Origin of the sequence: Bacteroides sp. LFL-34 (assembly GCF_027257075.1) — a bacterium.
Taxonomy (GTDB): Bacteria; Bacteroidota; Bacteroidia; order Bacteroidales; family Bacteroidaceae; genus Bacteroides; species Bacteroides ovatus.
Genome location: NZ_JAPQKZ010000002.1, coordinates 268,333 through 281,405, shown reverse-complemented (window position 1 = coordinate 281,405; position 13,073 = coordinate 268,333). Strand labels below are relative to the sequence as shown.

General features: G+C 42.2%; 7 protein-coding genes. 1 reads left to right on the top strand and 6 read right to left on the bottom strand.

Going from position 1 to position 13,073, the window contains the following annotated elements:
• Positions 1 to 30 precede the first annotated feature (30 nt).
• A complete protein-coding gene (locus N5O98_RS01540) occupies positions 31 to 918 on the top strand; it encodes an SDR family NAD(P)-dependent oxidoreductase (protein ID WP_004308232.1) in 888 nt (295 codons plus the stop codon).
• Positions 919 to 944: 26 nt separating this feature from the next.
• On the opposite strand, the gene N5O98_RS01535 is transcribed toward N5O98_RS01540, so the two are convergent.
• From N5O98_RS01535 to N5O98_RS01510, 6 genes are all read right to left on the bottom strand, one after another.
• On the bottom strand, positions 945 to 1,736 hold the full coding sequence (locus N5O98_RS01535; protein ID WP_004306221.1) for a patatin-like phospholipase family protein: 792 nt from the start codon (positions 1,734 to 1,736) through the stop codon (positions 945 to 947).
• Positions 1,737 to 1,937: 201 nt separating this feature from the next.
• Complete coding sequence (locus N5O98_RS01530; RefSeq protein WP_032855793.1) at positions 1,938 to 3,902, bottom strand: 6-O-methylesterase; 1,965 nt, start codon at positions 3,900 to 3,902, stop codon at positions 1,938 to 1,940.
• A gap of 96 nt (positions 3,903 to 3,998) precedes the next feature.
• The gene (locus N5O98_RS01525; RefSeq protein WP_004306223.1) at positions 3,999 to 5,351 is read right to left on the bottom strand and encodes a glycoside hydrolase family 28 protein; all 1,353 of its coding nucleotides are present in this window, start codon (positions 5,349 to 5,351) and stop codon (positions 3,999 to 4,001) included.
• Positions 5,352 to 5,551: 200 nt separating this feature from the next.
• Entirely contained in the window at positions 5,552 to 8,386 is a 2,835-nt protein-coding gene (locus tag N5O98_RS01520; protein WP_195664442.1) for a glycoside hydrolase family 78 protein, read from the bottom strand.
• Between the two features lie 291 nt (positions 8,387 to 8,677).
• Positions 8,678 to 11,998 carry an MGH1-like glycoside hydrolase domain-containing protein gene (locus tag N5O98_RS01515; protein WP_118160968.1) on the bottom strand — a complete coding sequence of 1,107 codons (3,321 nt, stop codon included), beginning with the start codon at positions 11,996 to 11,998 and terminating at the stop codon, positions 8,678 to 8,680.
• Between the two features lie 31 nt (positions 11,999 to 12,029).
• Positions 12,030 to 12,953, bottom strand: a complete 924-nt coding sequence (locus N5O98_RS01510) for a glycoside hydrolase family 43 protein (RefSeq protein ID WP_004300482.1) — start codon at positions 12,951 to 12,953, stop codon at positions 12,030 to 12,032.
• Between the last annotated feature and the right edge of the window lie 120 nt (positions 12,954 to 13,073).

The following is a 13,073-nucleotide window of genomic DNA, read 5'->3' as shown; positions in this document are numbered from 1 at the left end:
TTTACATTTGCCAATAAATAAAAAATAACGATGGCAGATAATTACATAGAAAGACAACAGGAACAATACGAAGCCCGAAAAGCTGCTTGGAAACAAGCACAAAAATATGGTAAGAAGAAACTAACAGCAGTACGTCCGGCTGAATCGAAGTCTCACACTTCAACGGTTTCAAAACCGGAGGATTCAAAAAGAAGAGTATTTATAACAGGCGGAGCGGAAGGAATAGGCAAAGCAATAGTAGAAGCTTTTTGCCTAGCTGGAAATCAAGTTGCCTTTTGTGATATAAACGAAACATCGGGACAGGAGACTGCGAAGGCAACCGGGGCTATGTTCCATAAGGTCGACGTAAGTGATAAAAACGCACTTGAAAGTTGTATGCAAACCATTCTTGCCGAATGGAACGATATTGATATTATTGTCAACAACGTCGGTATCAGCAAATTTTCTTCTATCACAGAAACAAGTGTAGAGGATTTCGACAAAATTCTTTCTATTAACCTGCGTCCTGTATTCATCACTTCCCGGCTGCTTGCCATCCATCGTAAAAAGCAGCCCTCTCCCAACCCATACGGCCGAATTATAAATATCTGCTCTACACGTTATCTGATGAGTGAACCGGGAAGTGAAGGTTATGCAGCTTCGAAAGGTGGTATCTATTCTTTGACTCATGCATTGGCTTTGTCTTTATCCGAATGGAATATCACCGTAAATTCCATTGCTCCGGGATGGATACAGACCCATGATTATAATCAACTCCAACCGGAAGACCATTCACAGCATCCTTCACGCCGGGTAGGTAAACCGGAAGATATTGCCCGCATGTGTCTGTTTCTCTGCGAGGAAAACAATGATTTCATCAATGGAGAAAACATCACGATTGACGGGGGAATGACGAAAAAGATGATTTATATTGAATAAAAATCTATCACTTTAATGAATACTATTTATTGCATTAATATTCTTCGAGCAACTTCCACTCCAGTTTTCACTATCGAAGCAGCATGATGGAACTCCAACATATCATACGTATCGCCGGAAATTTGAATTAAGATATCCGGCTGACAACGTTCTATCTGATAACGGGTGATTTGCTGCATCATCATCCTGGAAGATTCTGTCAACAGATTATAAGGAGATACTTTCTTTTTCTTTCCGGTATCAATGGGGGCATTCACATCGACAGCTATCAGAATGTCTCCTTCAGTGCGTTGCACATGACTCAATGGAAGAGGATTCAGAATACCTCCATCAATCAATACCATACCGTCTTTTCTTAATGGGCGGAAAAGCATAGGGATAGAAATAGACGCACGAATAGCTTCATGTAAGCTCCCTCTGTCAAACCTGACTTCCTGATCGCGGACAATATCCGTAGCCATCGCTACATAAGGGACAGGCAGGTCTTCAATATTCATGTCCGGAATAATTTGTTTCAGTTCTTTAATAAAACGGTCACCTTTCACTAATCCATCCCGGCTTAAGGTAAGATCCGCCAATTCCCACATCTTGCGTTTGTCCCAACTATACAGCCATTCTTTACATTCTTCCATTTTTCCTGAAGCATACATTGCTCCCACCATTGCTCCCATGGAACTTCCTGCAATGGAAGTAATCTCAAAGTTGTGACGAAGTAATTCTTCAATTACTCCTATATGTGCTATTCCACGTGCTCCACCCATGGAAAGGACTAATGCTACTTTTTGCTTATCCATATCATATACATTTCTGTTAGCCATCTACAAAATAACACATTTTCTGCGAAAAAGATGTTTAGTAATCGTGAAGAAATAAATTATAGCAGTGTTTTAGGGGAACTAAAGCATAGCTTTAGATATGATAAAGCTATACTTTGTCAGTTGCAAAGCATAGCTCTATTATATTCTTCTATTATCCCGGAGATTTTCCGGTTATGTAGGAGGTTAAGGGTTTACCCTCATTTATTTCTTTCCTTGAGCCTTCTTTTCTGCGTTTCGCTTATTCACGTAATCTTTGAACATCTGCCGCCAGTTGCGACCATGCTCATTGAAATACTGTTCGCATTTGGTTTTATAAATTTCGAAGATAGCAGAAATCTGCTTCATATTCTTGTAGTCAATAGCCTGTTCGCGAGCCAGTTTCAACTGTTCCAGAACAAAAGTCGTTTCCTCCTCCGTCATATTGGGCACGATGGCCTGATAACCTTTCAAGGTAAAAGCAACTTTACCTACCGTGTATTTATCCAGGATTTGTTCAATCTGTTCTTCCGTCAATACTCTGTGTAAATCTTTCATTAGCCTTTCATGCACTTCTTTCGGCATAGCAGAATCTGCAATCATTTCACGGTCGAGCTTAGAAAGCGGTTTGCCTGTCAGGGGATTGATACCCTCGGGGATTGTTGTATAAGGGTGCTCATTGTGCCAGTCACGCACTTTACGAAGATGATTATAAATGGCAGTTACTGCAAAACCTGCTTTTTTATCATCGTTCAACTCTAAAGAAGCTACCCAGTCGATGGCTTTCTTTTCGAGAGAAGCATCTGATTTTAAATTAGCAAAAGCCTTCTTGTCAAAATAAGCAGCTACCTTGTCAAAAGAACGGATGGCGCCTTCAGGAAGCAAAGCTCCTTTTTCGCCAAAACTATACATAGCGGATTCCGGTTCAATGGTGACCTTGCTTTCATCCAACATCTTTTTATCCAATTTGAATACTTCTGCGAAGAAGTCATAAACAGCATTCCGCTTATTCGGGCCAAAGTCATGTTTCTCTTTGGGAAGATGTACATTCGTTACTTTATCTTTTGCCTGGTAGAATCCGTAGATTCGTTGCAGATAAGGAAATTCAAGAGTAGGAACACTGGCCGTCCAGTCGCCGCCATCCGATACGATCAGTTGTGGACGAGGAGCAAAAGTAGCGGCTAATTCCGCATTACAGGTTCCTCCTGCAGATAGTTGAATAGGCATTCCGCTTTCGCAGGGACAGCCACCGTCGAAGTGAGAAGCCAGGCTCACTACCGGAGCTGAAGCGGTGAAACGATCATCTAATACGCTCAACAATACAGTATGGGTACCTCCACCCGAACCGCCATTCGTACCGATACGGCTGGTATCAATGTCCTTACGGGAAGCAAGCATGTAGTCAAGAATCAGTAAGCCGTTCATTGCCTGAATAGTGTGCGCCGCGCTACTACGGTGTGCCGCACTGCCAACTTGCAAAGCCGACTCTCCCCATCCGAACAAATCATAGTCTACACAAACAGCTCCCATACGTGCTAAAGTTCCCATACGTTGTTGTTGGTCTTCCCGATAACGTCCGCCACCAAAATGTCCGTTAGGGCAGATTATCAACGCATGTTTTCCTTTCGATTGGGGCGTATAGATAGAACCGCAAATGTATAATCCGGGAAGTGTTTCAAGTGCGAAATTCTGCACGGTATAGCCATCAAACTTACGTATCTTTGAAAGAATAGGTTTGGTTTTGACACATTGAGCCAACAAAGTATCAATACCTAAACGCTGACGTACCTCTTTTTTCAGAGAATCGGCACGAAGTTGAAAGGACTGTTGGTCTGTATAGAGTGTATTCAGATAAGCCAGCATCTTCTCTCCGTCTGCATCTGTACGACGTGGATACTCGTATGCTTTCAGCTTATACATATTTCCTTTCTGCTTAACAAATTTATAATCGAAAGGTGCCAATACATTCGTCAAGGATTCTTCCACGGAATAAGGACGAATACGGAAATCGGCATAAGACAGCACTTTTCCCACCGTATCAATGTCATATTTCAAACGGACTCCGAAACGGTTCTGTATATCCGTCAGTACTTCATTCAAGGGACGGGCAAATTCCGTCTCGTATGTTTGCGTCTGGGCTTCGGCCGAAAGAGATGCGGCAAGAAGCATAGTAAAAAGGATTCGTTTCATTTATTTTTAATTTATGTAAGTTGTTTTTTCACCACAGATTACACAGATTTTCACAGATTTATTATTCTTATAATTTAGTCGAATTAAAAATCTGTGTTAATCTGTAGTATTTGTGGTGCTTTTAATTACTTCACCATTGACGATTACGTCATCCATCGTGATACGTTCACAATTTTCGAAGATACATTTCTGTTTCCCTTCTTGAATGTGAATATCACGCAAAACGATGTCAGATATCGGCGCTTCTTCCAAGCCCACTATTTTGATCGGAGTCTTTACGTTTGTCACAGTCATTCCGCTGATATGTACGTTACGGAATATCGGAGTGCGTTCACTCTTAGGTTCGACAGGCATTTTACTGTATTTCAAATTCAATACGACAGCTTCCTGTTTAATGTTGCTCATTACGACGTTGCTGACACGAATATCTTCAACGACTCCTCCCCTTCCACGGGTCGACTTAATACGGATTCCACGATCTGTTCCGTCAAACACGCAATTAGAAATAGTAACTTTACGCACACTCCCACTCATCTCGCTGCCGATAACAACGCCTCCGTGACCGGAAAGCATGGTGCAGTTGGTGATAGTGATATTCTCGCAAGGTACTCCCAAACGACGGGCCTGCGCATCTCTTCCCGACTTGATTGTGATGCAATCGTCTCCTACTGATATATGGCAGTCGCTGATATGTACGTTGCGGCAGGATTCCGGATTCACTCCGTCCGTATTTGGTGAGGGCGCATTATCTATGGTGATCCCCTTTATAGTTACATTGTCGCAAAACTCCGGATTGACCGTCCAGAAGGGAGAATTTATGATTTTCACTCCTTCAATCTTTACTTTCTTACAACGAACGGGCTGAATGAACGGAGGACGGAAAAAGCGACGTTGCAATGTATTTACATAATCCTTGTTCGTTTCAGCATAAATTGCTGTCGTATCATTTGCTGCATCCCACATGGACTGATATTTATTCACATCACGCATGCCATTGTCTTTCAAATCAATCATGACACGAAAGAACTCCATCCACCATTTCTTTCCTTGTCCGTCCAAAGTTCCTTCTCCTTTGATCGTAATATTCTCGGCATCTACCGCATAAATCAAAGGCTGGAAACTTTTCATCATCACTCCTTCATGACGAACCTCGACAAAAGGAAGATAGTCATCAAAGTTATCGGAAAAGAGCAAGGTAGCTCCGGCTTCCAACTCCAGTGTAATATTACTTTTCAGATGGATACTCCCCGTCAGGTAAGTTCCGGCAGGAAAGAAAAGAGTACCTCCGCCGCCACGGTTCAGACGGTCAATCGTTGAATTGATTAGCTTTGTATTAAGAGTCTTGCCATTTGCTTTTGCACCGGCCTTCAGCATATCTACACGCTCGGCACGAAGAACTGTGGTTGCACAGAAGCAAAGAAAGACAAAAAGAGTTGTTCGTAAATTCATAATCGATATTATTAAAGTATATTTCATCGTTTCCTTCTAAAAAATCATGCTAATAGAATCTTTTTTTCTTCCCAATGTTTGAAGACAATCATTGAGATGTTTTTTTCAAACATGCTACATGATTAAAATAAAGATGCTGCATGATTTTTTATACGAATACATTGTTTTTTAATTCTACAAATATATACAAAAAGGTTCTTTTATTTTGCACAAACCAATTGATATGTTCCGCTCTGTATTTCTTTCGGTTCTTTTCCGCCCGGGAGATAAACAACAGCGGTAGTATTCACCGGAACAGACACGTTTAAAGTGAAAGTCCCATTCTCACAAGTCCAGTCCACATTAATGGTACCGTATAAAGTTTCATACGACGCTTTGACATATTTCAAATCTCCCACAGGTTGGGGAGCGATGATGAACTTCTGATAACCTTGTTTTGGAGTGGTAGAAGGACGAATACCGACCAGTGAATTAAAGAACCATTCATCAATCTGTCCCATCATAAAGTGATTCCAGGAAGAACCTTGACGGGGGTCCCATTGCTCGGTCAAAGTTGTAGCGCCGAATTTTAACTGGAAACCATATCCGGGAGCTTCTTCATGATTGAACATTTTATAAATAAGTTCATGTTCCCCATTACGCGCCAATGTCTGAATCAGATAACGGTTTCCCACATCACCGGTAGTCAAACGGTTGCCATGTGCTTCCACATCTTTTATCAGATTCGCGAATACTTTCTCATTCAAATCTGCATCCGGTCGGTAGTTACCTTGTTCATCTTCATCCTGCGTCATTTGGAGGAACAGCGGAAGCGCATTACTACATTGGCTTCCTGTACCATATTGTGCCGTATCTTTATGAAGAAAACATTTATTAAATGCAACCATTATATCCTGTGCCAACGAAGTGTAATAATGAATGTCAAAGTCATTACCTACCATTTTCGCAGCTTGTACCAAATACATGACTGTCATGTAATAATGCGCAGTAGCCACCAAAGGAACGGGCGTATTCCGTGAGAATCCCGCACGAAAATCTCCGTAATCATACCAGTCTCCCAATCCGAAAGAAAGAATACCTTTATCTGCACGAGTCTTGAGATAATCCACGTAACGACGCATATTCGGATAATATTTCTTAATCAATGAATCGTCTCCATAAGTCTCATAGTACATAAAAGGGAAAATAACCAAAGAACCACCCCACTCCGGAGATTCGGCAAAAGCATCCATACCCGGACCTTCAAAAATCACGTATTCCGGAGCAGTTGTCGGCATGGCCCCGTTGGAATGTTGTGCATCTGCCATATTCTGCATAATCTGCGGAGCGTATGCTGTCAAATCATAGTTATACAACAAACCCGGACCATTCAGATGTACCTGTTCCAGCCACCCAAGTTTCTCACGATGCGGACAATCCGTAAACACAGACTGCATATTGCTGCGAACCGCTTTCTCGATCAATCGATGGGCAGCATTAAATATCCGGTTGGATGATTCGAAAGTGGAAACTTTCCTGGCTGAATTATAGACGAAACAGGATTGAATATTCTTTAATACAGGCAATTTCTGCGGATTCTTCTGTCCTTTTAAGACAGCCCCCTCTACCTGAATATATCTAAAACCATAATAAGAGAAACGAGGGTGCCAGGTTTCATCGCCTTCCCCTTTCAGAGTGTATTCGTAATAGTGTTGACGCCCTGTCTGACGCTGATTGCAAGCACCTTCCTCTGTCAATGCTTCGGCTACAATCAAAGTTACTTTCTGACCACGTTTGCCACGTACTGTTATTTCCGGAAAGCCAGCCAAATTCTGTCCCATATCCAACACAAAAGCAGAAAGATCGACTGTTCTCTTAGTTGATACAGAAGCTGATGCAACTTGGTCCGCATTTAGTTTGGTTACCTTTTGAATATCATACCGTTCCATGATTTTCACCGGAGCCGCCATCTGTGGACGAAGTATTCCTTTAGGAGCTTCCTGTATGACTACCGGACGCCAATGACTGTCATCAAAGCCAATCTGATTCCATCCTTTCTGTTCACGACGCGCATCATAATCTTCTCCTCCATATATGCAATTGAAGGTTACCGGACTAAAATCATATTTCCAATTATTATCGGAATGAACCGTCGTACATGTTCCATCTTCGTAGTTAATAACCAGCTCAAATAAAAGTGTGGGAGGACCAAAGCTGATCTGTAATTTGCGATAACGCCCCCCCTGCACATTATAGAATCCATTCCCCAATAAGATTCCTACGACATTTTCACCACGCCGCAATTGTTCCGTCACATCGTATGTGTTATAGTAAACAGTTTTATCATAATCACTCCACAATGGGGCAAACTCACTGTTACCCACCTTTTTGCCATTCAAAGAAAACTCATAGAATCCCAGACCACAAACGTATGCCGTTGCCTCCACTATTTTCTTGCCCGGTTTACGGTTTGCACCCCCTTCTTTCGCATCTCCTACCTGGAATGTTCTTCTCAAACAAATACTTTTCTTTGCCAAAGTGTCCACTGCTTCCCAAGCAGCTTTCACTTCCGGTTTCTTCAGCTCTCCACCGTGGAACTTACGCCCTTCCGGTAAATGAGCATTTTGTCGGGTAATAGCTCCAATCCACTGCCCCGAAGATAATCTTTCGGGTACTGCCCGGAATTTCGCTTCACTGCTCCACTCGGAAGGTGTATCTGTTTCATCCCAAACACGAACGCGCCAACTATAATTAAATGAGTTATCAGGACGTATATCTGCCCCCTTTGTAGAAACTAACTGGCTCTGCGAAGAATAAACCTTCCCACTATTCCAAACGGAACGCCCTGTAAAAGCTTCCCGAATATCAATCTCATAGGCAGATTGTCGTGTCCCATTTTCCGGCGATTCCATCACCCAGCCCAAACGGGGTGAACCTTCGACCACTACCAGTCCCTCCTGCATCTCACAGGTAAGACGACTGATGGTTATATTCTTCGCCTGTACAAAACAAGACAAACAAATTAGCAATGAAAGAAGAATCTTTTTGAATTTCATTTTTCAAGTATCTTTTATTTGTTCGATAAATGAGAATTTATCGGTTAAATGGGAATTTTGCAGTTAGGCTGAAAGCCTTACAATTATATATTTATTGGGGTGCCCTGAAAGGGCTTAATTATATAGCGTAGGGCAACACCCTACGAAAAAAACACACCAGCCACAAGCCCTGAAAGGGCGGAACCATATACAATTATGCCCTTTCAGGGCGCAAATTCAGATTGTCGCTTTTACGTAGGGCGTTGCCCTACGCTATATAATTAAACCCTTTCAGGGCACTCCGCAAAATTATCATTTAAGTGCATTTTCACAAACGATTTTTGTCAATGTATTCGCCTGCCCTACTTCCTTACCATCTACAAAAATGCGCAATCCTTTTCCGCAATGATAGCGATCACCATTCTTATCCCAAAGAATCGTCAGATTATGACCATGATATAATACATTATCCAGGCAGAACCAATCCCACTTGTCGGCAGGAATTAAGGGGTTCACTTCAATCGTATTATCCAAACGTGGACGAAGTCCGATCAATCCTGTAATTATCAGGTCGTTGAAAGTGGAATGATTATAATAACGGCTACGTTCCTGATCTCCTTTCAGCCAATAACCGGTCACCTCATCCAAATATTCACCAATATAGGGACGACCACGATGATACTGTGATTCCACATACAATTCCATCTGACGGAAATATACACTGTCAGACAATACAGTCTGCGGATAATTATTCATAAAGTTAGCCATTGCTGTCAATGTCTGTGCGGAAGCAAACGGCCAGATAGCACCGTCCCACTCACACTTGCCTACTCCACGTGTACGGAATTCCGGATGACGACGTTCTGCAGTTGTCAGTCCATAAGGAGCAGAAAAGCCTTTTTCATCCATAATTTCTTTCCAGGCAATTTCATACTTTTGGGTGGTATCCGGCAGGTTGAAATACCAAGGAATATATCCGATTGCTTCACGCACATTCGCGGAAGAGTCCGTACGCATCGTCTCAAAAAACTGATGACGTGTATTCCACAATTCATTTTCTACCAGATTTTTCAAAGTATCTGCTCTCATGCCATATTTCATAGCCATCCCCTCATCACCGGAAAGAATTCCTATACATGAAAGTGCTTTAGCATTGCCATACATATAACTATTGATTGTCGGCCGGGCATATTTCTTCCTCCGTCCGCCACTGATTGATTCTTCCATACCATCCTGTACGTCACCCTGCCAATACAATCCGTTCTTCAAACGGTTCGTACGTTCCCAACGCTGGTATTCGGTTTCCAGATCTTTCTTCATATCCAGCAGATAGTCCTTATCACCATCTACCATGTAACGAGCCAAAACAGCATCTGCGTTCCATGAGCTGAACTTATCCATTTTCTTCATCGGACCGCCATCATTGCCACGATACCATGTATGAATAATCTGATCCAAATATTTCGGATCACGCAACCAACGGCTTTCATAAATGTGATGTCCAATTGCACAGGCAATCAAATTATATTTATCTGAATAAGAACGCTGAACGAGAAACTCGGTCATGCCATAGCCAACAGGAGTCTCTTTGATATGCTTACGCAATGACCACCAACGATAATAATACATTTCTTCAAAGTTATGTTGCGGACACTCGAACAAAGGAATATTTTCCTCCATCCATTCCGAAGCCTTTGCATTGGGAATTGCCTGAACAATATTTTCGTCTTCCATACCGTTGAAATAGTCTGCATAATGACTGAAGTCAGCATACTTTAAAAAAGCAGAAGACGCATCTTTATCTGTAGAAGATGTTTTTACATTGGCAATGCCATATTCAGCCAATGGATCTTGCGCACCTGCATTCGGCAGATCATAAGTCTGGTCGGCAGGAGTATCTACAGTCGGGAATGTACGAGGTACGCCAGTACGGAATACGATTCGCTCCACAGCAGCCACGGGCGCATAGAACATACGCAACCCTACTCTCTTGCCATCTACATACACTTGAATATTACGATCAACAGTAGAAAGGACTGCTTCTACATGATAAATCTTTCCTGCTTCATATTTCATCATATTTGCAAACCGGGAGCCGCCTTTCAATCGAAAAATGCCATCATCAGTAAGTTCTATACGGGAACAGGCTATTCCATTCTCATCCAGAAATTCAATCTGGAGTGTGCCTTTATTATTCTGGCCGGCTTTCAAATCAAATGATACTTTCAATTCTTTAGAAGCCGGAATTTTACGTTCCACTTTGGCATAATCAAACGGATCTTTATCCTGCAACTTCAACCATTGATCCTCCAAAGAAACAGGAGCCCAAACCGGAGAATAAATATTCCAGTCAGTCAGTTCCGCAATTGATTTATTTTTAGAGAAATCATCATCCGCATGTGCTGAAGCATTTATTTCCACCGGGACAGGAATACGGGAAATCCACATATCTTCCTTGTTCACACTGTAAGAAACCCACAAATCACCATCGGCAGGTACCCCATTGCCTTCCTGAATACCACGTGGATATTGAGGACCGTATGATTTATAATTTCCTCCATAACGCATGGGAGTGATTTCACCATGCACCAGATTCAATGTTGTATATTCCAATCCATCTTTACTCAAAGATATAGCCAGCGGCCAACGAAATTCCGACGGATTATATACAGTAGCGTATGTACCATCACTTAAACGCTGTCCCCAAATTTTCGCGTTGCTATTAACGAAACCTTTTGCACGAAGCACAGGCTCTGCCCAAGTATGTCCGCCATCCTCACTGATAGAGGTAAGCGCATGTTTCCAAAGACTGGCAATACGTCCATCCGGCAATGTATAACAATTGAATGCTTTGTATCCTTTCTTCAGCGGGAGAATAGGATCTTCACGGTCGGCTTCTTCCACCCACTGCATCATATACAGCGGATTGTCAAGAATTTCCTGGCAAGCCTTCACAAACTCACGATCCTTGCTTTTCTTAAAATACGGATAATCAGTATTCTTTTCATTAAATCCATGATTATAATAAATGAAATAGATCGGTCCGTAAGAACCGTCTTTCTTTATTTCACGAACCACCCGGCCAATACCGTTTCCATCATTGGGATCATCTTTTTTATCCAAAGCAACTCCATAATTTCCCATTGTAATCAGCTTGCCGGATTTAGAAACATAGAATCCGACACGCTGGTGCATAATGGCAATCAGATCTTTGGCCTGCACACCCGGACGAGACTCTTTGGTGTATCCATCGGGAACTTGATAAGGAGGAAACACAATTTCCGGATTTGTCCAGCGATATCCATCCTTCGATGTCATCAGAAAAGTCTGTGAAGGCGGTACGTGTTCGTCAGAAGGATCTGCCAGGTATTGATAGAAAAACTGTCCATTCCAATAAGCCAGCATCGGCTGATGATTATACGTCCATCCATTGCCGTTCGAAGCATCGGGATGTTCACGATTGGCACGTACCAACTGAATGTTATGTACTCCGACTACCGGAGACAGTTGTCCGTCGTGACAAGCAGGATTCGATAATTCTTTTCCTGTATAATGAATTCTATCTTGTGCAAAGGCTGTAGTAGTCAACCAACCGGCAGCCAGTACAACAAGAATTTTAGCAGAGTTGTTCATGATTTATTCTGATTTAAAATTGTTTCCGGGTTTATTTCTTTTCTTCCAGCAATGCTTTTACGACTGATTCCGGAGCCGTAAATATGGTTCCATGCTTATGCCCCACAGGGATGCTTACCTCTTCTGTTACATCTGTAAAGTTCCGGAAATCCTTCGTACGCATAGCGCCATATATTTTTTTCTTATATACATCAAAATAGATTAGATAATCGTCTCCCACTTTCTCTACAGACGGTCCTTCTACAAAGGATTCAGTGAAAGGCTGGGATGCGGGCGAATAAGGACCGGTCATAGAATCGGAAAAAGCGATTTTCAGATTACGTTCTGGACGGGTGTTATCTTTGAGTACCATTACATAGTCATTCTTTGCCCGTTTCACGATAACGGCATCAATGGTACTGAATCCCGGATCATACAAAAGTTTTGCTTTCGAAACGGTTTTAAAATCTTTTGTAGTGATATAGTATAAACGATGATTATTATTCTCTTCTTCTATCCCCTTTTCGAAACGCCCGGGGACACAGGAAGCCCATACTACCATAAACTGATCGTTCTCGTCGTCATAGAAAATTTCCGGAGCCCATACATTAATAGTAGTCGGTTCGTCTGCCATTACAGGAATCATCTGTTGTTCCGACCAATGGATCAGATCTTTGGAATGTGCGTAGCCAAATCCTAAATCACCTTTCCAACTTGTAGTCCAGACCAAATGGTAGGTTCCATCCGGAGTACGTACCATCGAGGGATCCCGCATGAGCTGGTGCTGTCCCAGTTCCGGCTTTAGCCAAACTCCCGGAATACTGTCCCAGTGAATTCCGTCCTCACTATATAAGTATCTCAACCCCTCATCAGCCGGTTCATGAAACGAAGTGAACATGTAGTAGTCTTTGTTCCCCCCACAAGAAGCCAGAAACAGAAGACTTATTGCGGCTAATGTATTTCTTAACTTTTTCATTTCTATATTCTATATTTGTATCTTTTATACAGAGGAGACGATGGAAAGCGCCGTTTGTACTCAAATATACTAGAAGAATCAATAGATTCAAAATTTATATACGATAAAAGGGCGACTCTC

What these genes read in the sequence shown, in the direction of transcription:
- N5O98_RS01540 (WP_004308232.1), top strand. Translation starts at nt 31, where the DNA reads ATGGCAGATAATTACATAGAAAGACAACAGGAACAATACGAAGCCCGA.
- N5O98_RS01535 (WP_004306221.1), bottom strand. Translation starts at nt 1,736, where the DNA reads ATGGCTAACAGAAATGTATATGATATGGATAAGCAAAAAGTAGCATTA.
- N5O98_RS01530 (WP_032855793.1), bottom strand. Translation starts at nt 3,902, where the DNA reads ATGAAACGAATCCTTTTTACTATGCTTCTTGCCGCATCTCTTTCGGCC.
- N5O98_RS01525 (WP_004306223.1), bottom strand. Translation starts at nt 5,351, where the DNA reads ATGAATTTACGAACAACTCTTTTTGTCTTTCTTTGCTTCTGTGCAACC.
- N5O98_RS01520 (WP_195664442.1), bottom strand. Translation starts at nt 8,386, where the DNA reads ATGAAATTCAAAAAGATTCTTCTTTCATTGCTAATTTGTTTGTCTTGT.
- N5O98_RS01515 (WP_118160968.1), bottom strand. Translation starts at nt 11,998, where the DNA reads ATGAACAACTCTGCTAAAATTCTTGTTGTACTGGCTGCCGGTTGGTTG.
- N5O98_RS01510 (WP_004300482.1), bottom strand. Translation starts at nt 12,953, where the DNA reads ATGAAAAAGTTAAGAAATACATTAGCCGCAATAAGTCTTCTGTTTCTG.